At 49.4% G+C, this 26,591-nt stretch carries 19 protein-coding genes; 10 read left to right on the top strand and 9 right to left on the bottom strand.

The genetic code is table 11. From position 1 onward, the window contains the following. Positions 1-5: 5 nt before the first annotated feature. From ACKU40_RS16350 to ACKU40_RS16340, 3 genes are all read right to left on the bottom strand, one after another. The gene (locus ACKU40_RS16350; protein ID WP_320173852.1) at positions 6-287 is read right to left on the bottom strand and encodes a BC1872 family protein; all 282 of its coding nucleotides are present in this window, start codon (positions 285-287) and stop codon (positions 6-8) included. Between the two features lie 152 nt (positions 288-439). After that, the gene (locus ACKU40_RS16345) at positions 440-655 is read right to left on the bottom strand and encodes a YtxH domain-containing protein (protein ID WP_320173851.1); all 216 of its coding nucleotides are present in this window, start codon (positions 653-655) and stop codon (positions 440-442) included. A gap of 102 nt (positions 656-757) precedes the next feature. After that, positions 758-4,441: a DUF748 domain-containing protein gene (locus ACKU40_RS16340; protein ID WP_320173850.1), complete on the bottom strand. Its 3,684-nt coding sequence runs from the start codon at positions 4,439-4,441 to the stop codon at positions 758-760. Between the two features lie 160 nt (positions 4,442-4,601). Between ACKU40_RS16340 and ACKU40_RS16335 the strand changes: the two genes are divergently transcribed. The 4 genes from ACKU40_RS16335 to ACKU40_RS16320 all read left to right on the top strand — a co-directional run bounded on the left by ACKU40_RS16335 (position 4,602) and on the right by ACKU40_RS16320 (position 10,309). Then, positions 4,602-5,210, top strand: a complete 609-nt coding sequence (locus ACKU40_RS16335) for a DUF4390 domain-containing protein (RefSeq protein WP_320173849.1) — start codon at positions 4,602-4,604, stop codon at positions 5,208-5,210. Between the two features lie 13 nt (positions 5,211-5,223). Then, positions 5,224-7,416, top strand: a complete 2,193-nt coding sequence (locus ACKU40_RS16330) for an ATP-binding protein (protein ID WP_320173848.1) — start codon at positions 5,224-5,226, stop codon at positions 7,414-7,416. A gap of 103 nt (positions 7,417-7,519) precedes the next feature. Then, positions 7,520-8,917: an HD domain-containing phosphohydrolase gene (locus ACKU40_RS16325; protein ID WP_320173847.1), complete on the top strand. Its 1,398-nt coding sequence runs from the start codon at positions 7,520-7,522 to the stop codon at positions 8,915-8,917. Further along, on the top strand, positions 8,918-10,309 hold the full coding sequence (locus tag ACKU40_RS16320) for a sigma-54 dependent transcriptional regulator (protein WP_320173846.1): 1,392 nt from the start codon (positions 8,918-8,920) through the stop codon (positions 10,307-10,309). Positions 10,310-10,321: 12 nt separating this feature from the next. On the opposite strand, the gene ACKU40_RS16315 is transcribed toward ACKU40_RS16320, so the two are convergent. From ACKU40_RS16315 to ACKU40_RS16305, 3 genes are all read right to left on the bottom strand, one after another. Further along, positions 10,322-11,026, bottom strand: coding sequence for a carbonic anhydrase (locus ACKU40_RS16315; RefSeq protein ID WP_320173845.1), 705 nt, complete (start codon positions 11,024-11,026; stop codon positions 10,322-10,324). Positions 11,027-11,297: 271 nt separating this feature from the next. Then, positions 11,298-12,443: a lysylphosphatidylglycerol synthase transmembrane domain-containing protein gene (locus ACKU40_RS16310; RefSeq protein ID WP_320173844.1), complete on the bottom strand. Its 1,146-nt coding sequence runs from the start codon at positions 12,441-12,443 to the stop codon at positions 11,298-11,300. 2 nt (positions 12,444-12,445) lie between these two features. Further along, positions 12,446-15,154, bottom strand: a complete 2,709-nt coding sequence (locus tag ACKU40_RS16305) for a bifunctional acetate--CoA ligase family protein/GNAT family N-acetyltransferase (RefSeq protein WP_320173843.1) — start codon at positions 15,152-15,154, stop codon at positions 12,446-12,448. Between the two features lie 224 nt (positions 15,155-15,378). On the opposite strand from ACKU40_RS16305, the gene acs reads away from it, so the two are divergent. The 3 genes from acs (at position 15,379) to ACKU40_RS16290 (ending at position 20,451) form a co-directional block, all read left to right on the top strand. After that, entirely contained in the window at positions 15,379-17,355 is a 1,977-nt protein-coding gene (acs, locus tag ACKU40_RS16300; protein ID WP_320173842.1) for an acetate--CoA ligase, read from the top strand. A 3-nt stretch (positions 17,356-17,358) separates the two neighbouring features. Beyond that, positions 17,359-17,811, top strand: a complete 453-nt coding sequence (locus tag ACKU40_RS16295) for a pyridoxamine 5'-phosphate oxidase family protein (protein WP_320173841.1) — start codon at positions 17,359-17,361, stop codon at positions 17,809-17,811. Positions 17,812-17,916: 105 nt separating this feature from the next. Then, complete coding sequence (locus tag ACKU40_RS16290) at positions 17,917-20,451, top strand: cache domain-containing protein (RefSeq protein WP_320173840.1); 2,535 nt, start codon at positions 17,917-17,919, stop codon at positions 20,449-20,451. Here ACKU40_RS16290 and ACKU40_RS16285 read toward each other — a convergent pair. Both ACKU40_RS16285 and ACKU40_RS16280 read right to left on the bottom strand, forming a co-directional pair. Continuing rightward, entirely contained in the window at positions 20,410-21,867 is a 1,458-nt protein-coding gene (locus ACKU40_RS16285) for a HAMP domain-containing sensor histidine kinase (RefSeq protein ID WP_320173839.1), read from the bottom strand. The genes ACKU40_RS16290 and ACKU40_RS16285 overlap by 42 nt on opposite strands. 39 nt (positions 21,868-21,906) lie before the next feature. After that, positions 21,907-22,713, bottom strand: coding sequence for an adenosylcobinamide-GDP ribazoletransferase (locus tag ACKU40_RS16280; RefSeq protein WP_320173838.1), 807 nt, complete (start codon positions 22,711-22,713; stop codon positions 21,907-21,909). A 90-nt stretch (positions 22,714-22,803) separates the two neighbouring features. Here ACKU40_RS16280 and ACKU40_RS16275 point away from each other — a divergent pair, with 90 nt between their 5' ends. The 3 genes from ACKU40_RS16275 to ACKU40_RS16265 are packed head-to-tail and all read left to right on the top strand — an operon-like array spanning position 22,804 to position 25,743. After that, the gene (locus ACKU40_RS16275; protein ID WP_320173837.1) at positions 22,804-24,327 is read left to right on the top strand and encodes an RHS repeat-associated core domain-containing protein; all 1,524 of its coding nucleotides are present in this window, start codon (positions 22,804-22,806) and stop codon (positions 24,325-24,327) included. Beyond that, the gene (locus ACKU40_RS16270; protein WP_320173836.1) at positions 24,272-25,426 is read left to right on the top strand and encodes a hypothetical protein; all 1,155 of its coding nucleotides are present in this window, start codon (positions 24,272-24,274) and stop codon (positions 25,424-25,426) included. The genes ACKU40_RS16275 and ACKU40_RS16270 overlap by 56 nt, the downstream gene beginning before the upstream one ends. A 2-nt stretch (positions 25,427-25,428) precedes the next feature. Next, positions 25,429-25,743, top strand: a complete 315-nt coding sequence (locus tag ACKU40_RS16265; protein ID WP_320173835.1) for a hypothetical protein — start codon at positions 25,429-25,431, stop codon at positions 25,741-25,743. A gap of 48 nt (positions 25,744-25,791) precedes the next feature. Here the strand turns inward: ACKU40_RS16265 and ACKU40_RS16260 are convergent, their stop codons facing one another. Beyond that, a complete protein-coding gene (locus tag ACKU40_RS16260; RefSeq protein WP_320173834.1) occupies positions 25,792-26,589 on the bottom strand; it encodes an SAM-dependent chlorinase/fluorinase in 798 nt (265 codons plus the stop codon). Between the last annotated feature and the right edge of the window lie 2 nt (positions 26,590-26,591).

Here is a 26,591-nt window from a genome sequence, read left to right as displayed (position 1 = left end):
TTAACCTACCCCACAATCGCATCCGCCACAGCAACACAAACAGCCAATGCAGCATGATCGCTCTGTCCGGCAAACTCCTTGCCGTCTTTCTTGAGAGTCGCGCGCCAATCGGTTTCAGTCATGCTGCCACGACTTAAATCTTCGAGCTGAAATTTCCAGCCCTCTTCTTCCATCTTCTCGGTGATCTTCAACGCATCATGAATATCTTCCATGGCCCGTTCGGGCATGGCGTCGCCAAGTTTTTCCTTGAGCAGTGCTTCCAGACTTTCGTATGTATATTCAGCCATTATTATTTCCTCCAAATGGTTCGGTTATTCGAAAGCCTCAATGAAGCACTGAACCAGACGCAAGTCAATTTCCATACCCTGCATAAAAGAAAACCGCCGGACCAAACGGCACGGCGGTTTTCAAAGAATCATAATATATCTGCAGGCAAAGACTAATTATCCATAGCCTCGTTTGCTTTCTTTTTCAGATCATCAAATGCGCTTTTAGCATCATCGCCCATGTCATCCATCTTATCCTTAGCCTGATCCATGGCCTCATCAATCTTCTTTCCGGCCTTTTCCGCAGGTCCTTCCTCACCACAACCGGAGACAGCCCCCAAAAGAGCGACCAGACACAAAACATAAGCCATTTTTTTCAACCAACTCATAAGAACCTCACTTAAAACTATTCGGGATTCCAAAGGGACTTGTTCCTTTGGCCGCCGGAGGCGAAATCCGTTTATCAAAAAGCGCGTAGCGCATCCAAATTCTTACTGCAACCCAAGCTCAACACGCGGTCCGGCTCCCTTTCCGGTGGCAGACATTCCTTTGAGGAATACCCGTTCGGGGGCAATGCCGGACTTCTCTACCAAGAAGGTGCGCACCATCTCAGACCTGCGCCGCGCAAGGTCGGCCAGTTGCGTATCAGTGACCTTGATATGATCACGCAGGGCTTTTTCCATATCCGGTACGGGCTGGGCAACCACAATGCCTAGAAAGTTGGTCGGCCTTTCAAAAGTGGCATCCTTGTATGCCGTTTCCAGATATTCGGGATACTCTTCCTCAGTTACCACCACATCGTCAACAGACTTGGGCGCATTCTCATCGCCTTCAAGTTCAAGGAACTTGGGCATGGCAACCTGCCTGCGGAACTCGGCTTCTTCCATGGCCGGAATATCCTCCGGCGCGGTAAAGCCGCTGATCTCCAGCTTAAGACCCGGACGATCAGCCATGGCCTTGGCAACTGACTCAATTTTGGACTGCTCGCCTTCCTTAAAACCGGCCTTGCCGGCCTCAAAGGCCATGACATCCATATTCTCACCACCACCCACCAGTGCACCGATCAAGGCAAAAGGCGAAGTTACGGCCTTGACCAGCAGATTGACGATAGCCCGTGCTATGACTTTACCCAGCTTGAACTGAGGATCGGAAAGATCGCCCTCTACAGGGATATCGAGCCTGATATTGCCGCTGCTGTCCCTGAGCAAGGCCAGCCCCAGACCGATGGGGATGTTGGGCGCATCGGGATTATCCACCTTGTCGCCGACCTCAAACTGATAAATATCAAAAACATTATTCACAGCAATGAACTTGCCGCGCAACTTCACCCCAACATCTGAGCTGAGCATCCCGGTACTGACCGGATAGGCAATGAACTTCTCGGTGTATGGCGAAAGCTGGGTCATATCCAAATTTGCGACGGAAACATTGATATCAGTATCCGCACCTTCTGCCGTAGGTTGTAAATACCCTTCAGCCACCAGCGGGGATTGCCTATCAAGTGTGGCGTTGAATGAAATATCGGTACGCTCGCCATGGGGCAACTCAAGCCCTCGCACGGCTGAACGCATCTTGGTGATATCCAGCTCAAAAGCCGGAGAAACAGTGTAATCCTTGAAGGATACTGTGCCGTTGCTCATAAAAATTTCATCTATGGATACAACGTTACCCTGCTTCTCCTCTGCGGTGGGTTCTTTAAGTTCAGCAACCCCATCAGCCGGGGTAGCGCCTTCCGCCTGTGCAACCTCGGATTTTTCCGCTGCAAGCTCGGCCTGCTTTTCCAGAGCTTCTTCGTCCACAGGAACAGCCCGCTTTCCGGTCAGCATACGCGCAATATTTATTGTGCCGTCCTGCTCCCGCTCCAGATTAGCCTTGGGTGCCAGCACGGCAATAGAGCCGACCTTGACCCTAAGCGGCGCGGAACGAAAATCAATCTCGCGTACAGCTAAATCTTCCAGATGGAAAAATTGCTTATTTCCCTTGTTGTCGCGGATGAGCAAATCCTTAAGCTGAACCTTGCCGGTGTATCCTGCAACAGGTTCATTTGCCGCAGAGAAATCCCAATTACCGGTAACATCCACATGCCCGCGAGCAATATTCATCTGCATCTGCGGTGGCAGGTAGCCATTGAAATCCCTCAGGCGGAGCTTGCGAAGCTGCAAGCTGCCCTTTCCCTTGAGTGACTGCGGCCCGGCCTGCCCGTCTATCTTTATGGAACCGCGCTTGTTGATGAGAGCGGAAAGAGTCAGCTTAAGCGGATTCTCTTCCGGAAAAGTCAGCCCGTTAACTCCGATCTTGATATCACTGATGCTGGTGACTGTCTTTTGGGTGGCTGCCCGGTCAGTGAATTCAATCTCTGAATCAGCGAGCTGAAACCTGTTTAAGGCCACCCTCCATTGCTCTGCCTCCGCATCAGCAGGGTCCGCAGCTTCGTCCTGCTGTTTAGCAGGAACGCCGACATTTTTCGCATTCTTCTGGTGCTGTTCGATCTGCTTGATCAGGTCTATCCCCTTTTTATCGCGCATAAGCCGAATAAGGAGTTTCTTGAGGTCAATTGAATCTATGACCACGGACTTTTCCTGTAAATCAACAGTACCATTGCTCATGGCGAATCCACCGAGACCGATCAGTTTCTTGCCGCCGCCCTTAGGTTGAAGTTCAAGCCCATCAACATTGACCCTGATATTTTCCAACCGCACGGAAGTTCCGTTCTGCATGCCGAGCTGAAAATCACTGCCCAGCCCGACCTTGCCCTTGGCAACATCCAGAGGCAGGGGATCGTCCAGATAAACATGGTAATCAGGAATATCCAGATCCTCTACGGCCACAGAGCCGTTTACAGACAGGGGAATAACAGACAAACCGCCCTGACCGCTGATAACTTCAGTAGCATTCGAACCGATATGGAAATCCCAGCTCCCGGCTGCATTCTCTACAGTGCTCACATTCCCGGCATGGACCATGATCGGCCCGATTTTCTTGTTGAACCCTTTACCGAAAGCATTGTCAGTGAAATCCACCAGCCCGTTATCAAGCCTGAAATCCTTGACTAGTGCAGCCACGGCAGGACCGGATTCTTCCTTGCCACCGTCTTCGGTCATTTTTGATTTTTCCCCGGCTTCAATGGAGGGGGCAATATAATCAAGCAGGTCCGGACTACCGTCCTCCTTGAGTCCGACCTTAAGATACGGATCACTCAAACGGATTGATGAAACTTTCAGTATACGCTGCAGTATGCGAACTTCCTCCAGCTCCACATCAAGGTCTTTAAATTTGAGCAGGGAATGACCTTTTCTAGCTGCAAGATCAAAATTGGTGATATTGGCTTTACCGCTGATCTGCACCCTCGGCAGAATGGATTCTCCGCGCTCAAAAGACAGGACAAGATCAGAACTCAGGCTACCGCTCTTCAGCTCGGTAGTTTCGTAAATAGGCAGGTAAGGCCAGTACTCGGCCAGCTGCGCATCTTTAAGGGAAAAGTCAAATTGGGTCTTCAAGCTCTGGTTAAACGGCAGGGTATGCCCCTTCAGTACAAAAGGAGTGCCGTTGATGATCATATCAAGACTTGGCTGGACCTGCTTCTCATTGTCGCGAATAAGGGAAGATGTAAACGGCACAAACAAATCAAGGCTGGAAATTTCATGGTGCACATCACGCACCTTATCATAAACCTTGCAGGTACCGTTGCTTACAACCAGATCACGGATGATAAAGGGAAAAAGGCTTTTTTCTTCCTTGTCTTCCTCCGGCTGCTCCTCAACATCACCTTCCGGGATAAGATCGGAGACACTGCTGCCGCCCCTGAAAACAGCAAGATCAATCTGGGGGTCCACTATTTTGATTCTATCCAGAATAAGAGAAAGACGGAACAAGGAAAAAGAATCAAGATTCAAGTCAAAAAGCTTAAAAGAGAACAGATTTCCTTCACCCTCTTTCTTGGCGATCTCAAACCCATGAACGGTCAGCTGCAAGGTATAGGGGTTCAAATCAACCCGCTCAATACGCACTTCCCTGTTCAGTACAGAGGGAAGCTTGGAAAGAGCAACCTTCTTGATGGTAAATGGAATGAGGAAAAAACCGATGAGCGTATAAAGAATCAGCAGCCCGGCGACTATCAATCCAATCTTACCCGGACGATTCAACCTGTTCCAATGTGTGCGTATTTTTTTGAGCATCTGATTATGATACCTCCGCTATAGATCCGATCCTGCTTTTATATACCATTATGTCTTGAAAAGACAGTTTCATATCAAATGCCACACACTGCAATGATGGTGTTGAACAAATGGTTGGCGACTGATACGTTATGCCCGGAAAGGGAGGAAAATATTTCTAATGAAAGCAGAAACATCAATGATAAAAACGGCTCAGCAAATATGCCCACTCTCCAAAGGCTGGAGAGTCCTGCTCCTGTGGCTGGGCTTTTTCGTCCTTTTCCTCCCGTCTGCTGCACAGGCCAGCTCTCTGCAACTCAAAAACATGGTCCTTGATAATCAGGCCGGTTCCATCATGGCCAGATTCGGAATTGAGCTCACCGCCGATGCACAAGTGGAAGATGCCCTGCAGAACGGCATGAAGCTCAAACTTATCTGCGAGGCTTCCCTTTTTGAACATAAGAATGTCTGGCTGGACTCAAAAGTCGCAAGCAAAACATACAATGATAAGCTTTATTTCGACTCTCTCTCCAACCAGTTTGTGCTGGAAAAACCCGGAGCTAAAATATTAAAAAACAAAAGCCTGTCCATACTTTTACGCGAAGAATGGAAAAGCTTTGTCCTTGATTTAGGCCCATGGTCCACTCTCAAGCGCGGGGAACGATACAACCTGCGCCTGAACGTACGCCTCGACCGCACAGAAGTCCCGGCATGGCTCAAGAGCACTCTCTTTTTCTGGTCTTGGGACATAATCCCTGCCGCCACCTACCAGTTGGATTTCACCTACTGATTTTAGAATCGCCATGACTGAACAGAATATTAAAATCAGTGTACCCGACACCAAGGAACGCAAACGCAGGCAACGGGAATATTATCTTGCCTTTTTCTGCCTGCTTGTTTTCGTGGCACTGGGCTTTGTACAGCTCAAATACATCGGGGTGAACTCCTACCTTTTCGTAGGACTGTTCAACCTGAACTTCATCCTGCTGCTCATTGTCCTGTTCATCGTGGTCCGCAACGGAGTTAAGCTGCTCCTTGAACGACGGCGCAGAGTACTCGGTTCCAAGCTGCGAACGCGCATGGTCCTCTCCTTCATGTCCCTTTCCCTTGTGCCGACCCTGCTCATGTTTTTCATGGCTATGCAGTTTGTGCAGATTTCCGTGGATTACTGGTTCAAAAATCAGGTTGAAGAATCCATGGTCCAGTCACTTGAACTGGGAAGAGCCTTTTATGCCTCGGCACAGGAAGGTCTGGAAAGGCGCGGGAATAATATTCTCGGAACCATCAAGGAAAACCGCTATGCATGGGGCGGTAAATCCATGAAAATTTTTCTCGGTAAAAAACTTGGAGAATACGACCTCGGCCTGCTTGGGGTTGTCCGCCCGGACCGTAAGAAAATCAACTGGTACTCACAAGGATCATGGGACAAGGCCTGGTCGGAGATTAATGCCAAGGTTGATTGGGATGACATGCAAAAAAATCCCCGTTTCTGGTCCACCATCCACCCCATGCCCGGTAACGACATGGTTATCGGTATTCTGCCCGTAGATGAAGGCAAAACAGGATTTCTGATCATCGGGGAAAATATCGGGCAGGGCATGCTCTACAAACTGGACCGAATTGTACGCGGCCTTGATGAATACAAGCAGCTCAAAACGCTGAAATATCCGCTCAAGATGAGTCTCTATCTGACTCTGGGCGTTACCACCCTGCTGATTATCCTCGGGTCCATCTGGTTCGGATTCCGTCTTTCCAAAGAGCTTTCCGCGCCTATTCAGGCTCTGGCGGCTGGTTCACAACGCATTGCCCGAGGCGACCTTTCCGTTCGTCTTGAAGACCGTTCCGACGATGAGCTGGGCTTCATGGTTCAATCATTCAACCGCATGGCTGAAGACCTTGAAGACAGCCAGAAAAGCCTGAAAACCGCCAATGACAGGCTGGCACAGCAGAATCAGGAACTGGAACGCAGAGGCCGCTATATGGAAGCGGTGCTCAACAACATCACCGCCGGAGTCATCTCCCTCAACGAAGAGGGTAAAATCAGCACCGTCAACTCCGCCATTGAAGAGATGCTGGGTATCGAAGCGCGCTTTGTACACGGTAAAGATCCGCTGGCCCTTCTCCCGGAAGGAGATCTGGCCTCGCTTATTGCCGAAGCCCGCTCGCACATGGCAACCAGCCCCTTCTCACAGTGGCAAAGACAGCTTTCCCTCACCGTGGAAGGCAGGCATAGAAAATTTCTGGTCAACGTTGTGGCTCTCAAGGCCGGAGAATCCAGCACCGGTATCGTCGCCGTGTTCGAAGATATTACCGAGCTGGAAAAAATGCAGCGCATTGCAGCATGGCGCGAGGTAGCCAGACGCATAGCACACGAGATCAAGAACCCGCTCACGCCTATCAAACTTTCGGCCCAGCGTTTGCAGCGTAAATTCGGACCTGAGATCGAAGATAATGTTTTCCGGGAATCCACAGACCTGATCATTTCCCAAGTTGAACATCTGCAACAGATGGTTCAGGAGTTTTCCGCCTACGCCAAACTGCCGGAAGTACGACTCAAACCGGACAACATCGGACCTCTGCTTGAAGAGGTCGTCAGCCTTTACCGCAACAGCCACAGCAATATTGAATGGTCCCTGAGCTTTGACGGCGAACTGCCGCAGTTGGAACTGGACCGCGAGGCCATGCGCCGAACCCTGATCAACCTGCTGACAAATGCTGCTGAAGCCTTGGATAACTGCGAATCACCCACAGTCTCAATCACTGTCATGCATGACTCCACCCTTGGCTGGCTGCGAATCGAAGTTCAGGATAACGGCCCAGGACTTTCTGCTGATGAAAGATCCAGAATGTTCGAACCATACTTTTCCAGCAAAAAGAGCGGTACCGGACTGGGGCTGACCATTGTCAAATCAATTGTCACTGACCATCGCGGATTTATCAGGGTCAAACCGGCTACCCCACATGGGACCATATTCGTGCTGGAGCTGCCTACCTGATATATTTTCCCTTATGCTTGCCTGTTAGTTATAATATCGTTTAATATAATACCATATTTCAAAAATTCACTTGCTATGGTGAACAGTAACAAGCGGGATTCATATGATTTCATACACTGAAAAGAATGCCAAAGATAAACTCCCATCCCGAATAATGGTCGTTGAAGACGAAGCTATCGTCTCTCTGGACATACAGGGAAGACTCAAAAACCTTGGCTACGATGTTGCAGGGATAGCCACTTCCGGCGAACAGGCCATGAAGCTTATTGAGGAAACGTCCCCGGACCTGATTCTCATGGACATTATGCTTGAAGGAGACATGGACGGCATAGATACAGCCGCAAAAATAAACAAATACCACAGTATTCCAATTATTTACCTAACAGCATATGCGGACAACGACACTCTTAAACGCGCCAAGATAACAGAACCGTTCGGATACATAATCAAACCCTTTGAGGATCGGGAACTCAACCTGACCATTGAAATGGCTCTCTACAAACACCACGCGGAAAGCACTCTCAATGATAATCGCCGCTGGCTGAAAACAACATTCGACAGTATTGACGATGCGGTCATCACCACCGACCATAATGGACTGATCAAATCCATGAATAAAGCCGCATGCTCGCTTATGGATTGTAATATCGACGACATGTTCGGCCGAAAATTTCAGGAAGCTGTTGATATTTTTGAAAATGGGACAAAGGAGTCTATCAAATTATCCTCCAATAATGACTCCGTTCTCGGAGATGCCGTCTTCAAAGGCCCGCAGGGAACTATCCCGGTTTCGGTCAATATCTCGGGAATTTCAGAACAGAATGATGTTATAGGCAAAGTTGTGGTGCTGCGCGATATTTCTGAACTGAAAAAAAGCGAGGACGCCTTAAAGAGAAGCCTCAGCCAGCTACGCCGCACTTTTGATGAGACCGTTGCATCCCTGACGGCCATGTCTGAAAAACGCGACCCTTACACCTCAGGACACCAGCAACGGGTAGCAGAACTGGCTTGCCGCATAGCGGTAAAAATGCGCCTCTCAGCTGAAGAAATCAACTGCATCAGGATTGCAGGGATTCTACACGATGTAGGGAAAATATCTATCCCGGCAGAGATCCTTTCCAAGCCGACCAGACTGACTGAACTTGAAATGAATCTGATGAAAACCCATAGTGAAGCAGGCTATGAAATCCTGAAAGGAATATCATTCCCATGGCCCGTGGCCGATATAGTCATCCAGCACCATGAACGCATTGACGGAACCGGCTACCCCAATGGTCTCAGTGGAGACAATATCCTGCGTGAAGCCAGAATTATCGCTGTGGCCGACGTAGTTGAAGCCATGAGCTCCCACCGACCCTACCGTGCCGCTCTGGGTCTGCCCAGGGCCATGGCGGAAATTGCACGAGGACGCGGAACAGCGTATGACCCGAAAGCAGTGGATGCCTGCACCCAATTGATAGAAGAAGATAATTTTTCCTTTGAAACACGTACGGAACTATAGATGAGCAAAAACATACTGATTGTTGATGACGAAGACGGCATCAGATACTCTCTGCGCGGAATACTTGAAGATGAAGGTTTTGACGTAAGTGAGGCAGAATCCGGCGAAAAAGCCCTTGAACATCTCAGCGAAGAGCAGCCGGACCTTGTATTTCTGGACATCTGGCTTCCGGGCATGGACGGGCTTGAGATTCTCGACCGCATCAAAAAGGAATGGGACTGGCTGCCCGTAGTCATGATCTCCGGTCACGGTAATATTGAAACCGCAGTTTCCGCTATCAAAAAGGGCGCATTCGACTTCATCGAAAAACCGCTTTCACTTGAAAAGGTGGTCATTACTGCTGAAAAAGCCGTGGAATTCTCACGTCTGCAATCGGAAAACAAAGCACTGCGCACCCGCATTGCCGCAGAACAGCCGGCCAGATTAACCGGACAGTCTGAATCTATCGACTCCATGCGCGAGGTCATCGGACAGGTGGCCCCCACAGACGCTTGGGTACTTATCACCGGGGAAAACGGCACCGGTAAAGAAATTGTAGCCCGTTCCATTCATTCCCAAAGCCAGAGAGCGGATAAACCGCTTGTAGCGGTAAACTGCGCGGCCATTCCGGAAGAATTGATTGAATCGGAACTCTTCGGCCATGAAAAGGGAGCATTCACAGGGGCGGAAAAAGCTCAGGAAGGTAAATTTGAACTGGCTGATAACGGCACCCTATTTCTGGATGAAATCGGAGATATGAGCCTGAAGACACAGGCTAAAATCCTGCGAATTCTTCAGGAACAACGTTTTGAACGCGTCGGTGGCAGAAAAACCATCCACGTGGATGTGCGCGTAATTGCCGCGACCAACAAGGATCTGTTTGAAGAAATAAAGAACGGTAACTTTCGTGAGGACCTCTACTACAGGTTGAAAGTCTTCCCGTTGGAAGTTCCTCCGTTACGCGACCGAGCAAAAGACATTCCCTTGCTGATCAACGAATTTATCACCATCCTGAACCGACAGCATGGATTCAAACCGCTGACCTTCACTGAATCGGCCCTAAAGGTTCTGACTGAATACTCATGGCCCGGAAACGTCCGTGAATTAAAAAACTTTGTGGAAAGAATGCTGATTATGTTCGGCGGCAAGGAAGTCGGACCGGACAAGCTCCCCCCGGAAATTGCCAACGGTCCGCGCATTGAGAAAGCTGAGACTGATCAGGAGCAGCTCCCATTGCCCCTGCCGGAAGGCGAGGTTGATTTCAAAAAGGCCCGTGCTGATTTTGAAGCCCAGTTCCTTGAAGCCAAGCTCCGCGAATATAAGGGGAACGTTTCAAAACTGGCCGAAGCCGTCGGGCTGGAAAGAAGCTCTCTTTACCGCAAGCTCAAGACTTATGATATTCAGGTGGACTAACCAGCACATAACTTAAGGTCCGAGCCAGCGCACCGCACCGGTATCGGTATCATAAATTGCCCCCATGAGCTGAGCCTTACCGGAACGGACCTTTTCAAGAATAGCCGGACACTGGCTCAAAATCTCACGCATTACCTGTCTGACATTTGTTTCCGCCACCTTATCCGCCAGTTCTACGCCCTTAAGCGAAGGATAAAGTACGCGGGTCATTTGAATGGCCGGTTCCAGCTTTCCCATTAGCTGAACAAGAAGCCCTTTCAATTCGACCTTATCAATAGCGGCTTTTATCAGGGTAGATCGGGTATGGCCCATAACAACCAGCAGCGGGGTCTCAAGAGCCAGCATTGAATATTCCACCGAGGCCAATGAATCTGAACCAGCCACATTGCCGACGAGCCGAACGGTAAAAAGATCACCGAGACCACGATCGAAAATCAACACCGGGTCCACCCGCGAATCAGAGGCTGTAACAACAGTCGCAAACGGGTTCTGGCCCCTTAGAGCCAGAATTTTGCGCTGGTGGGAGGTCTGGTTCGGGTAAACACTGCTTCCTTTAACAAACCGCAGGTTCCCTTCCATGAGCAGTACCAGAGACTGGTCTGCCCCTCTTTGCTGCTGATCTGAGACTGATGCAGAAGTTCCATTTTCAGCCAAGGCAGCGGAACAAGGGTAATTAACAAGAAATACAGAAACGAATAATAAAAGTAATATCCTCAATTGGAGACTCCGCCGTTTGCGATTGGTTGCATTTATTAGATGGACCATACATACCACGGCCATGTTTATGCAAGGGGCGGTTTATGAATTACTTTTGTTTAGACATGTAAAGTTTTTATCCCGCAGACCGATCAGATAGGCAAGACATCAATCGGGAGGGTGTCAGGAACTGCCGAATCAGGTGCAGGTTCCTTAAAACCATGTCCGGTCCTTCACCCGGGTAAAGTCTTCGCAAGAACGCTTTACCTCGCAGAACGGCCCGACATGGTTTTTATTTTTTAAACCTCATCACAAAATAAAGCCCACTCAAACTGAAAAGAGTCGTCCAGATTCTATACATGAGAAAAATGGAAGCCCCGGCAACCACACTTCCACAGGAACCAAGATAAAGCAGAGTCTCAAAGGCTGCCTCATTAACACCCAGTCCGGCAGCAGGAGCAGGGATAACTCCGGCAAGAAAAGAAAGCGGGGCCGCAAAAAAGACTTCATTAAAATCAGGGAGTACTGGAAGATTCTGAATACGGGCAAGGAGATAGATAGCGTAAACAAAGGAAATATGCTGAATTGCGGTCAAGCCGACAATCTTTAAAACCGTGGATATGGAATTTCGATAGAGCAGCAATGCTGAAACCACTTCCCCGATCTTTTCTCCAAATTTCGAACCCTTGAAAAACTTCTGGTAAATATAACCTGTTTTCAAAAATTCAGGAGCGACCAAAGGTGCTGCAAGGGAAATCAGTGCGGCATAGAACAGAACCGGACCGACCTCCCGGCCTAGAAAGCCTGTACCCAAAAAACAGAAAATTCCAGTCAGAACCGGAAATATCAGCCCAACCGCAAAACCTGCCACCCGTCCGCGCACAAGAGCCAGAAAAACCAGCAGCACACTAAACCAAAACAAACAGAGTATACCCAGAGCCGGAACCGCAATAGCCCGCAATTCCGGAGAATGCTCAACAATAGCCCAGTTAAAGGCCATTCCCAGTCCGCCGAACAGGAACAACCCCATAATCCCGATAATGCGGTCCACAATAATGGAGGCTCCGACCCGTGCCCCCTGACCGGTAATGCGGGTGGTATAAAAATATCGGGCGACATCTCCGCTGGCCGAACCCATCACACATTGGGTAAAAAAATACATGATCGCGGAAACCTTAAAACTGTCTTTCAAGGAAATGCCCAGCCCAGCACCCTTCAACAGCTCCACATAGCGGACAGCACCAAGCCCCATCCCGAAAGCGATGATCAGGCAGGCCGCACCCAAGACCGGAATATGATCCGCAGCGACCGCAAGGTACTCCGGGCGGATTCCCCCGGATTTAACCAACCAGAAAAGAAGTCCCCCGGCAAAGAGAGACTTAAGTATGTTGAATATGAAAACTTTGCGCCGGCTTGACGCTGGTTCAGGACAATTCAAAACTACTCCGCGTCTTTTTGCTGCTTACTGCAGTCCAAACGCATTTCCACGAGATCTTCATCATAATTTTCACTGATCTCGAATCCGAACTTACGGGAAAGCCCCTGCATGGCTTTGTTTTCAAAAAGCGTCTGGCCCACGAGCCAATGGGTGCCGCGGTCTCTTGTGTAGCGGATAATCTTATGAAAAAGCATGGACCCCAGACCGGTTCCTTTGAGATCGGAACGAACCACAATTGCAAATTCCGCTTCGGAATTATCCGGTTTGGTGGAAGTACGCACCACACCGAGAGTTTCCGGAACTCCATGTTCTCCCATTGCCGTGGCGATGAAAGCCATCTCACGATCATAGTTGATCTGGGTGAAGCGAGACATATCCTTGTGGTCAAAATCCCTGCGCACCACGCCAAAAAAGCGCATGCGCATATCTTCGTCCGAGACCTGCTCCAAAAACTTATAATGGGCAGGTTCATCTTCAGGACGAATCGGACGCAAAGTAACCTGCCTGCTGTCACGGAGAACTACACATTCTTCCAGCTCACGCGGATAAGGCCGGATAGCCAGTTGCGGGCAATCCTCGCGGCACTCAGCGACCAGAATCTTGGCACCAAGTGCCAGCACCCCTGTCTCATCTCCGTAGAGAGGGTTGATATCCAGATGCACAATCTGGGGAATATCAATAAAAAGCTGCGAAACCTGAATCAAGGTCAGGCAAAGGTCGTCAATATCCGCAGGAGGCTGCGTGGGAGTACCGGAAAGAAGCCGGGAAATACGGGTCCTGCTGATAAGTTCACGGGCAAGACTCATATTCAGTGGCACCATGGCTACAGCCTGATCTCGGACTACTTCACGGGTCATGCCCCCATGACCGAAATGGATGATAGGACCGAATGTTGAATCAGCGGACGCGGAAATAAAAAGTTCATGCGCCCCAAGCCTGCGGCCCATTTTCTGGACCGTGAACCCTTCAATATATGCATCAGGACGCTGGCGATTGACACGGGTGAGCATGGTTGCTGCTGCTTCCCAGACTTTTTCCGTACTTTCAAGGTCAAGGACAACACCACCAACATCATAGGGCTGATTGATCTGGGGGGAACGTATTTTAAGGGCCACCGGGCAACCGATCTCATCTGCCGCAATGACCGCTTCACGTGCGGACACAGCCACCCTTGTTTCCACAACGGGCAAACCATAGGCCGCCAGCACCCGGCGGGCCTCCGGCTCGTTAAGCTCCTGCCGTCCCTCGGTAAGGGCCTTGCGCACAGTTTCCCGGGCAGTGGTTGTGTCCGGGAAAAAGTCCGTCGGCAAAGAATCAGGTGTCTCGGTGAGCAGCTCCTGGTTACGCTGGTATTCAGCCATGTACATGAACGCACGCACAGCCTGATCTGCACTTTCGTATGTGGGAATGCCGTGAACAGAGAAAATTTTACGCGACTTGCGGGACATATCCGAGCCCAGCCACGAGGTCAGCACCATCCGCCGGACCCTCTTCAAACCCTTGGCAAGAATTTCAGCAACTTCGGCACTGGAAATTCCGGCAAAAGGAACATGAACCACCAGCACGGCATCCACTTCCTTATCTTTAATCAACACCTTTAGGGCATCGAGATATTTCTGACCGGGGGTGTCAAACTTGATCGTCACCGGATTGCTACCGCTCCATTCCCCGTCAAATACGGTATTCAGCTTTGCAACAGTATCCTCGGAAAGCTTGGCGAGTTTACCGCCCCGACGAATCAAACCGTCCGCTGCGGTAAGTCCGGCGCTGGTTCCGTTGACGATAATCGCCAGACGGTCTCCGCGCACTGGCTGGCGCAAACTGGCAAGGGTCTGGGCCGCGTCGAACATGCCGTCAATGGTCTGCACCCGCAGCATACCGGCCCGGCGGAAAGCCACATCATAAACTTCGTCGGCCCTGGCGATCATGGCATTGTCCAGACGAGCCAGTTCCTGCGTTACGTGCTGCAAAGCCTGTCCCGGACGGATAGCCAAAACAGGCTTATTACGCGAAGCCGCACGGGCAGCAGACATGAAATCCCGGGCGTCATGAATGGATTCGATATAGAGCAGAATGGAGCGGGTCTGTGCATCGGAACCGAGATAATCGAGAACATCACCAAAAGTAAGGTCAATGCGGCTGCCCAGCGAAACCACATGAGAAAAACCGATATCATTAGTTGCAGCCCAGTCCAGAACAGTGGGGATAAAGCTGTCCGACTGAGAGACAAAAGCTATTTTACCCGCCTTGGCCGGCAATGGAGCAAGGCTGGCATTGAGATTCATGGCCGGAACTATAAATCCAAGACTCTTGGGACCGAGAATTCTCATTTGGGGAGAATTGGCCGCCCTGAGCAACTCGGCCCGCAGCCTGACCCGTTCAGCCTTGGGGATAGCACTGAATCCCGGACCGATCAAAGCACAGGCCTTAACCCCAATATTGCGAAGCCTTTCCAGCAGCGGAGGGCATTCCCCAAGCGGAAGGCAGATAACCGCAAGGTCCGGAACCTTGGGAAGATCAGCCACATCCTTGTATGTCAAAACACCGGAAATAGCCTCGGCATCAGTACTCACCGGCATCACCGGACCGAGAAAACCTCCGCCCATAAGGTTACGCATAAGAATATTACCCGCATTTGCAGGGTCATTAGTTGCACCGATTACGGCTACTGATCCGGGCTGAAAAAGATATTCCAGATTGATAACACTCATGAAAGCCTCTTGTTTGGGGTCCGCTGCTTATCCTTCCACAACCTACTACATACCCGCTGATCAAGCTGCATATCAAGCATAAAGCGTTCAACACAGCCCTAAATATTCCATTTCCGCCGATGGTTATCGGTCTACAACCCTGTTCAACCCGGCTGAAACAGCGTATATGATTACTTGAAGTGTACACAAACCAGCATTAAATTTCATGAGTCGGAGCCCGAAATATGAGTGAGAACAGCATTGAAAACTTGATGAACGAAGAGCGGACCTTTGATCCCCCAAAGGAAATGCTGGAAAATTCAAATATAACGGCACAGCAATACGAAGAAGCCTGCCGCATTGCAGATGATGATCCCGAAAAGTTCTGGGCAGAAAGAGCACGTGAGCTGTTACTTTGGAAACGGGACTTTAAAACCACCCTTGAATCCAATCCTGAAAAAAATGAGTATAAGTGGTTTTCCGGAGGCAGGCTGAACGCCTCTGAAAACTGCCTTGACCGCCATCTGGATAACGGCAAACGCAACAAGGCCGCTTTGATCTGGCAGGGCGAACCGGAAAATGAAGTTCGGGTCTTCACATACCACATGCTACACCGCAAAGTCTGCCGCTTTGCCAATGTACTCAAAAAAATGGGTGTATCCAAGGGTGACCGGGTTGCCATCTACCTGCCCATGGTTCCCGAGCTGGTTATCTCCATGCTGGCCTGCGCCCGCATCGGGGCAGTACATTCAGTAATTTTCGCCGGATTTTCCGCAGTCAGCCTGCAAAGCCGGATCATTGACTGCGACGCAAAGATCCTCATTGCCGCGGATGGAGTACTGCGCGGGGGCAAAACAATCCCCCTGAAACGTAATGTGGATGAAGCACTTTTCGAATGCCCGTCAGTTGAGCAGGTCATTATGGTCAAACGCACCGGGGATGAAATTGATTTCATCGAGGGCCGCGACACATGGTGGCAGGATGAAATGGCAGCACCGGACATTGGAGACTATTGCAAACCTGAATCCATGCGTTCCACAGACCCGATGTTCATTCTGCACACCTCCGGGTCCACCGGAAAACCCAAAGGCATCGTGCACAGCACCGGCGGCTATATGACCATAACCGCCCACACCAGCCAATGGGTCTTTGATCTTAAGGACGATGACGTGCACTGGTGCACTGCCGATATCGGCTGGATCACCGGGCACAGCTACACTGTATACGGACCGCTGGCCCTTGGAGCCACCACCCTGCTCTTCGAAGGAGTCCCGACCTACCCCCGACCGGACCGCTATTGGGAAATCATCAACCGCTACGGGGTAAACATCTTTTATACCACCCCGACAGCAATCCGCTCCCTCATGCGTGAAGGTTCGCAGTGGACCGAAAAGTATGACCTTTCCACCCTGCGCATCCTCGGGTCCGTAGGCGAACCCATCAATCCTGAAGTCTGGATCTGGTTCCACGAACACATCGGCAAGGGCAAACTTCCCCTTCTGGACACATGGTGGCAGACCGAAACCGGCGGCATCCTTATTTCACCGCTGCCCTATGTGGGGAAACTCAAGCCCGGATCAACCGGTCATGCACTCCCGGGAATCAAAACAACCATTGTGCGCAGTGACGGCAGTGAAGCTTCTGCCAATGAAGGAGGGCACCTGCTGATTACAAAACCATGGCCCGGCATGCTCTGCACCATTCACAATGATGATGCCCGCTACCGCAGGACTTACTTTGAGCGCTTTCCCGGAAGTTATGAGACCGGGGACGGGGCGAGGATTGATGAAGACGGATTCCACTGGATCATGGGACGCCTTGATGACGTAATTAACGTATCCGGCCACAGGCTGGGTACCACTGAAATTGAATCCGCACTTATCGCCCATCCTGATGTAACCGAAGCCGCAGTGGTAGGCATTCCACATGAGGTTAAAGGACAATCGGTATACGCATACGTTACCCTGCGCAACGGACTTGATCAGGATGATGAGACGCGCACAGACTTGTGCGATTGGGTTAGCGAAAAGATCAGCCCCATTGCCGTACCTGAAGCCATCCAATTCTCTGAAGGATTGCCCAAGACACGTTCCGGCAAAATCATGCGCCGCATTCTGCGCAGTATTGCGGTGGGTGAAAACGACTTCGGTGATACTTCGACCCTATCTGACGCTTCAGTAATCAACGACCTGATTGAAGGACAGAAAGTTCTTTTCGAGTAAATTATGAGCAATGACCAGCAATTAACTCACTGCCGGCAACTTATCCGCAAGTGCAATATCCTTGTTCTGGCCACATCAGGAGAAGAAGGAATTCACACTTCACTCATGGCTTACGCCAGCTCTGCGGACTGCAGTGAGATATACATGGTCAGCAGCCGAAACAGCCGCAAATGGCAAAACCTTTCCCGAAATCCTCGGGTCAGCCTGCTTATCGATGACCGGGATGGGAAATTATCCGACAGACGCCATGAAATAATGGCCCTCACCGTCAAAGGAACTTTTGTCCCGGTTAACGACGACGCTGAAAGAGAAAGAATAAAGTCTGCAATTGCCGAAACTGTTCCGGCAATTGCAGACGCCTTTTCAGGCCCTGAAAATTCCATTATCCGCATCAAGGCAGACTCCTTTCAGCTCCTGAATGGACCGCAGAACTCCTTTTACATAGACCTCTTCTAAAAAATCAGACCTCCCCGGATCGTAAATAAATTTACCGCATCATATTACTATGCTACATTCATAACAGGAGAATCGGATTCCTAATACTGTGGCCGGGGGAGGATTATGTTCAAATCCATGAAAGCAATCCTGCTTTTATTTGCTGCCGGACTGGTCGTAGCGACGACGGTCGGTGTGACTTACTTTGCCCAGCGCACAGTAACCAAGTCTGTAATGGAATCTGAATTCGCCCATACACAAGCCATCGTGGACGCCGTCTATCAAGAAGTGAACAATCAATATCAGAGTATTGTCTTTTCTGAACAATCTGCAATTTCAGCCCGCAAGGAACAACTACAAAATATTGTGGGTATATCCATTGACCTGATCCGCTTAAATTACAGCCAATTCAAGCAGGGACTCATCACCGAATCTGAAGCCCAAAAACGCAGTATCGAACAGCTAAGAAACATGCGTTATGACGAAGGCACCGGATATATCTGGATTAATGATGATACCGCCCCCATCCCCCGTTTGATAATGCACCCGACCATGCCGGAACTTGAAGGACAAATTTTAGATAGACCACGCTTCAAAGGAATAAGAAGCAGTGATGAGAATCTTTTCGCTGCCTTTCGAAACCTCGGGACACAACAAGGCTCAGGATTTATAGAATATCTCTGGCCGAAACCATTAAGCAAAGGATTAAGCAAAGACCAACTGAAACTTTCCTATATACAGTATTTCAAAGAGTGGGGCTGGATTATCGGTTCCGGAGTATATATTGATGACGTACAAAAGCAGGTTAACAATAGGCTCCAAGCTGTACTTCAGGAGCTACGTGAAAGCTTCAAAAAGACCAAAATTGGCAGACACGGCTACATATTTCTATTTTCAGGTAAACCGGACCTGGTTATCCACCCGGTTTACGAAGCAATCCCCATAGCTGACCTTATAAACCCCGAAACGGGTAAGCCCCTTTTTATGGAACTCAAGGAGGCAGCCCATGTTGACGGTGTAATGGAATATTTATGGGATAAGCCTCCACGTCATAAAGGAGATTTCACCTTCCGCAAAAGGGCTTATATTAAATATTTCCAACCGCTGGACTGGTACATATGTTCTACTGCCTACATGGATGATCTTGAAAAACCGGGCCTTATGCTCCGAAATGAAATCACCATGCTCTCCATCGGTGTGCTGGCTCTCGCCCTTATGTTTGCTGCCATTCTTTCCAGCAAAATAGCCCAACCACTCATGAAACTTACTGCTGCCGCCCGGGCCATCCGTGAAGGAGGCATTGCCGCTTCAGATATTCCGCAGGAAGGACCAAGGGAAATTAAGGAACTGGGCACGGTTATCAGCCAGATGCTGGAATCCATAAAGTCAGGCATTGAGGAAAAAGAACATCTCCTGTCTGCTCTGGAAGACGGCAACAATCAACTTTCAGCCAGCAACCGCCAGCTTGAAATTAAGATCAGAGAACATGCACGGGTGCAACAGGAACTGATCAAGCTGCGCAACCACCAGAAGAATATCATCGATTCCATGCCCTCCATACTCGTGGGCGTAAACAAGAACGGAGCGATTACCCTCTGGAACAAGGGAGCAACCACATCCACTGGAAAGGAATATGAGGAAGTGGCCGGCAAGCTGCTTTCTGATGTATTTCCCCAATTGGACAAAGAAATCACTAAGGCAAAACAGCAGATCATCAACGGTAAAACTGAGCAGAAAGTACGCATCCCACGCGTGGTTGACGATGAAACGCGATATGAAAACATCACTATTTATCCGCTGATCAGTGACGGATATGACGGTGCAGTAATCCGCCTTGACGATGTTACCGACAATGTCCGCATTGAAGAGATGATGATCCAGACTGAAAAAATGATGTCCGTAGGCGGACTGGCAGCCGGAATGGCTCATGAAATCAACAATCCCTTAGGGGGAATACTGCAGGGTACCCAGAACATTGAACGGAGGCTGCGCCCCGGTATGGCCAAAAACGAACAGGTTGCCCGCCAGTTGGATATTTCCCTTGAAACGATCAACAAATACATTGAAGAACGCGGCATATTGAAAATACTGTCCGGCGTAAGGCAATCCGCAACCCGGGCAGCCGGAATTATATCCAATATGCTCAACTTCAGCCGCAAGACCGAGGTGCACCGCACCACATGCAAACTGAATGAACTCGCTGACAGTGCCGTGGCCCTTGCGGAGCAGGATTATGACCTTAAAAAGAAATATGACTTCAGAAAGATAGATGTCGTCAGGAATTATCAGAAGAATCTGCCATTTGTAATTTGTTCAACCACGGAAATAGAGCAGGTCATGCTCAATCTTCTGGGGAATGCTGCCCACGCCATGCAGGAGCACAATTGCGAAGAACCGATGATTGAAATCAAAATATGGCAGGATGGGGATTACGTGGCTGTTTCTATTTCCGATAACGGCCCGGGCATGGAAGAAAATATCCGCAAAAGGGTTTTCGAGCCCTTCTTCACTACCAAACCTAAAGGGGTCGGAACAGGTCTTGGCCTTTCGGTTTCCTATTTTATCATCACTGAAAACCACCACGGCAGCTTCAGTATTGAATCAACTCCGGGCAGCGGATCAAAATTCACATTCAAGCTGCCCATCTCCTCCCCGCGCTGATGCGGGGTTAAAATCAACAACAACGGTTGTTCCTTCACAACCGGACTCCATACTTATTGAGCCGCCGTGGACCTTGGCGATCAGGCTGGCTGAATAAGTCCCCAGCCCTGTCCCGCCGATCTTCCCCGCAGTGGAATATTTTTCGAAAAAAATGTCCCTGACGGCTGCCGGAACTTCCCCGAAATTATGAATAGCCATCTGCGGAAATTCCCCGCTGCAGAGCTTAACCGTTATCGGTTTTCCAGCCGGGCTGGCCTCAATTCCATTCTTAAGCAGATTGGAGAACATGGAGAAAAGCAGTAATTCCTCACCACGCACATAAAAAGAAGCATGATCCCCGGCCTCGCTATCATCAATGAACACCCTAAACTCAGAACCTCGGCTCTCAAGCATATCCTGAAGGTCAATTGCAATGCGCTTTATCAATGGCAGCACATCAACCTTTTCCGGACGCAGGATGTAAGAATCCGTCTCCATGCGGTAAATATCATAAGACCTGTTGACCAACCCCAGCATGCGGTATCCGGCATCCTGAATATTCTTGATCAGCTCGACCTTTTCGGGATCACTTTCATCAGCAATCAACAAGTGCGGAATATTAATCACCGCATTGAGGGGAGTCTTCAAATCATGTCTGGAGATGCGTTCCACATCAACACGCAGCAGTTCTCCCCGATCGTGATTAACAACATCGGTAATAGTCGAGGCCACGGAATTACAGAAATACTCAAGGAAATCCGTACCCATCTCAGGATGAAAACGATCCTCCGATGGATCATGGATGGAAAATAAACCGATCAGCTTTCCGGGGTTGTACTTATCAATCATCCCGAAGGCAAAACAGGAACCGCCAAGCTCCGGACCGACTTCCGGGTCCCCGAAAAAAACATCCGGGCGCATCATCCGCGAAATAGGCCCGAGAAAAACACGGTTGGAACCATTATCCAATGTTGCGTCAATATAGCGCATGCAGCCCTTGAGATAAAAAGTCGGGATTTCCGGGCAGGGCATGCCCTTACACAACTCCCGATCCAGAACCACTGCAATACGCCCCAGACCAAGTTCCTGTGCTACTCCGGTCAGCATATCAGACAGGCCGGAAAGTGACTTAAGACCGTTCACATACTGAAGGGCCCTGCCGAACTTGGCAAAAAGCTGAAAATCTGAATTATGAACGCTGTAGGCTTCCTTAAGCTTCCCTTCAAGCATTTGGATACGTTCATCTTTTTCTAAGATATTCTGACGAACGCCAAGGAATTCATCTTCCTGAGAAAGAAAATTATCACGGGCATAGGCATAGTTTTCATACAAATTCTGGGCAATGAAATCAGCCTGCTCACCGTTGTCTTCTTTGATGAGCCGCTTAAGAAGGTCCAGCTGTTCTCCGAATTTCTTCAATGTAGGCAGATTGTCCATGCAGATTCCTATGCTTGTTTTTATTGTTTTGCCCTTATATCAATTCAATGCACAGAATGCCAGTAGTCCGGCCAATTCGCAAAGCACCACTGACGCGCCGAGGAAATCACCATTGACTCCGTTAACCCGTTTCGCCAACCTGAACAAAAACAGAATCGCGCAGCCGCAAAAAACATACGCCAGCAGTTGCACCACCGGACTGACCGTAACCGCTCCTACAAGGATCGCAGTTAAGCCCCCGACTCCGATAGAAAGTCCATCTGCCCCGCGCATGGACAAGCTGCCTTGTCCCGGCCTTGCCAGCGGCTTGCCGACCATACTCATCAAAGCATTGCCAAGCCTGCCGAGCACGAAAATCCAGATCGCTGCCCCATACGCCCCGGCTTCGTACACATAGAAGAAGCAAACCGCCTGTCCCAGAACTGCCAGCACCGAAGCCAGCACCCCGAACACACCGGAGCAGCTATCCTTGATAATTTTCCAAAACCGCTCCGGATCAGGATAAGGACCGGCCCCGTCGGCAATGTCCGCAAAGCCGTCAAAATGCAATCCACGGGTCAAATAAACGGATGCCGCCACAGTCAACCAGCTCTGAATCCAGAACTTGCCCGCAAACAGCCCCAGCCAGAACGGAAGCACAATAACCGCACCCAGCACCAGCCCGCTAAGGGGCATCCACTTAACAGTACGACCAATATCATCAGCTTCAATCTCCATGACCGGACCAATACGGGTCATGAAACCGAGGGTAATTAAGATGTCACGAAATATGTTCATCCGAGCAGTATCAATAATTTTCTTTATTTTCTCAAGGCGGACCTGAATTGCCTGAAAAAGGTCCGCCATGCCCGACATACTGAGTCAAGGGAGATGGTTTTTTTTGAATCATATGGGTTCAAAGCTCATCACCCAAAACTCTAACACGGGAGAAAAGATATGAAAGATTTCAACAGCTACCGGATGGTGCTCAGACCGCGTAGTGAAATTACAATCGGATTGGTGCTTTATGGTGAAAACGAACCGCCGGAAATGCAGCTCGAAAACCTCTGGAAAATAACTGACCTCAGCACAGGTGAAGAACTTACCGAACCAAAGATTGATTTCTCCGATTTTTCCAAAGGAGACATCATGTACCCCTCCATGATGAAACCGGAGGTCAAGCGCAGATGGGATCAGAAGCAATACGAGCAGGAAGAAGCAAAGGCTTCCTTTGCCAAGCTGAAACGCATGATCCATGCCCGGTTTATGGAACAGAACCCTGATCTGCCTTTGGTGCAAAATTTAAAACAGACTACCTACGGCAACGAAATCCAGAACGAGTTCAAAAAACTTGTCAGTATCCGAAGGTCCATGCTTAACCCCGGAAGCCCGCAAACAGGCACAGGGAAATCAATCCATGATGAGTTGGAACGAGACAATGTGGATATTAATGAAATCGCCAATGAAGTCCTCCAATTCCTGACCCCGGAACCAGAAAATATCTATGCGCTGATGGCAGTGAACAGGGATAAAAACCTGCGGATCGAAGACAAACTGCTGGTATCATCAGAATCCACCCATGTCCTTGAATACGGATATGATGAAGGAGGACGCCTGCAGGCTGTGAAGTACTGCGGCGAACCTGTGGAAATCTACCATTACAACCAATTGGGGCAGCGGATATTCTCTCAGGTCGCAGGCGGAGAAAAACTGGAATACCAATATAACGAACTGAGGCAACTCGACCGCGCCGGAGACACTGCATATGTTTACGATCATGATGGCAACCTTTCCGAAAAGGAATCACCCGAAGGCGTAACCAAGTACGAATACCTCGAAACAGGCCAACTCTGCGCAGTGCGCCTGCCAAATGGAACCCACATTGAATATCATTTTGATGAGCGCGGCTTCAGGGCAGCCAAGCACATCAACGGCAAGCTCGTCCAGCGCTACCTGTGGAAGGATCTGACCACCCTTGCAGCAATAAAAGATGCAGAGGGCATCAGTAGATTCCATTACAATGAGCACGGACGCTGCATGGGAATGGAACGCAACGGTCAGGCCGCACTCTTTGCAACCGATCAACTAGGCAGCATCTTTAGCATTGCAGATTCATCAGGAAAAAGTGTACAGGAAGTTCTATATGATTCTTTCGGCAGACAGATACTGAACAGTGCTCCCGAAGAGGAGCTACTGCTCGGATTCGCCGGAGGTCTCTATGATTCCGATACCGGGCTGATCCACTTCGGATACCGCGAGTACGATCCGACTATCGGCAGGTTCATTTCTCCTGATCCGCTGGGCTATGCTGGCGGGGATGTGGATGTTTACGGTTATTGTCTGGATGATCCGGTTAACTTTGTTGATCCACTTGGATTGAGATCGCATAACGGCATGCATGGTGCCTTCGGCGGCGGGAATATTGGTGGCAGAGCCAAGTCATCCCTTGGATCTAACAGAAGCAAAAAACAAGGACTCTGACGAAAAATCATCAGACACCAATCCGAGCAAATCAATTGGACACGGGGGCGTCTTTGGTGCTTTCGGCACAGGCAATATCAAGGGAAAAGCCAATTCAAGTCTTGGATTTAATGGAAACACAAGTCTCAAGACCACTGGCAATCCGACAAACTCCAACAGCTACAGTATGAATGAGCTCGGCGGCTATGCTCACTATACCGGCTATGCAGGACCAAGCTTTGCGGAGTACCTTGGAGCAGGTTTTAATCAAAAAAATTCGCGATTGGCGAACCTCAATGATCTGTGGAGCGGAATGCCCACTAAACCGACTGCTCAGCAAACACGTCAAGAGAAAAGACAGAACCTGGCCCGTCGTGGCGTAATCGATTTAAACAACAATACTCCTAGTCCCCTGACAAAGACTGTTAATAGTACACAGCCCGATAAACCAGAAGGAGGCGTGGGAACCAGCATTATAACAGGTAAATCAAGCGTACAGCATGCCCGGGAGATGGAAAGTCTCGCTAAGGTTAAGGATAAACAAGCAAAAGAGGATCGTAAGGCTAGAGAAAAAGCGGAAAGGGTCCAACAAAAAATAGGGATGGCAGCCTTAAAGGCCAGCCAGCAGCAGAGTCCCTTGGCAAATACTGTTAATAATGCACAGCAAGCCAAGACAAGCATGCTTACTACAAAAGAAGAAGTGGCGCTAGCAGAAGAGACCAGTGCTTGGGACGCTATGGGAAGAATGTGGGATGGAATTGGTACGGCTGTATCCAGAGCATTCGATACTCTTCAAGGGGACGAGAAGAATGCTATCAAATTTGGGAGCTATGTGAGTCCTGAGAAGAGGGCAATGTACAATACTATGATGAAAGACGTTAAAAAGGATGCTGTAGAAAATGCAATGGATGGTTTTAAAAAATACGGTCCTGTTGGATTATCTTTTTCCTTACCAGGGGGGGCTTTCACAATGTTAAATGGTTTAGGTGAAGCCATTTATAATAACAACCGAAAGAACGAAAATGAAGCGGCTGAAAAAATAGAGGAAAACATACGCAAGCAGCGTCAGGATCTCAATAGTGATTATTTTGAAAAATTTAAAAAATCTCATAGGAGATAAATGTGACGAGAGGCGACCTAACTCTTATCGTTTTTATTTTAGCTTTATTGCACACTATCTTTTTTAGAATAAAAATTAAATGTTCTAAGTGTGGAAAAATAACTAAGACAACCACCTACACCCAACTTGGTGCAACATGGCTCTTCATAGGTGGGGCACATGTAGCATATGACTTTTGGCAAGGTGAAACCATTAATCCCTATTTTGATTTATGGTTTTTAGCTCCAGCATTTTACTATCTGTTCTCTGAACCTAAAATTTTTTGTCGTCATTGCTTGGTAGGTGTTCCCTTCAACAAAAAAGATCTCATCAAATAATAACCGCCCCCGGACTACGGTTCGGGGGCACCACTATTCATCTCCACATCAAAACTTCAAAGTCAAAACATCCCCCGGCTCAAGGCCTAGCATTTCCGAAGCTGCTCCGCGGTTAAGGGCCAACTCGTAATAGCCTTGGCTTCCGGCTAAAAGCCCGGTGGCCCCTGTTTCAAGCTCTGCGTAGCAGCAGACCCGCTTTACGCAACCGTCATCATTGCCGGAGAGTAACTGATCTTCGGGGATACACATGCGCTCGGGCAGGGTCTGGGTATCGGGAATATTCAACACAATATTACCGAAACGGTCTTTGTGCAGAATGGTTGCATTTACTCCGTCCGCAAGCCAGACGGGTTTGTTGATTCCGGTACGTACAATTTCACGCAGGGGAAGCTTGGGGCCGAGGGATCCCAGTGAGATTCCGTTTGCTATGGATGCAGCCAACGGCGCAAAGATATCACGACCATGAAAGGTTGCAGAGCTGTGAATCTTGGAAGCTGCTTCGCTGAGATCGGTAACAATCATTGTTCCGGAAAAACGGGCTTCAGCCAGTTCAAGGACTCCATTGTCAGGAGCAAGCACAACCTGCCCCCCGAACTCTGCAGCGATGATCCGGCGGGCACTGCCGACGCCGGGGTCGATTACAGTGATGAAGACTGTATCCTTCGGGAAATGTTCCATCGCCCCGGAAAGAAAAAATGCGCCCTGCGATATACAAAACGGCTCCACTCCGTGGCTGACGTCTATTATCCGTGAGTCGGGTGCCAGACCAGCCAGCACTCCTTTCATCTGGCCCACGTAAGGATCATCAAGTCCGAAATCAGTCAAAAGCGCAATTGTTCTGCTCATAG

This window comes from Maridesulfovibrio sp., assembly GCF_963666665.1.
Taxonomy (GTDB): domain Bacteria; phylum Desulfobacterota; class Desulfovibrionia; order Desulfovibrionales; family Desulfovibrionaceae; genus Maridesulfovibrio.
Note: the sequence above shows the minus strand (reverse complement) of the source record. Positions and strands in the feature narration are given on the sequence as shown.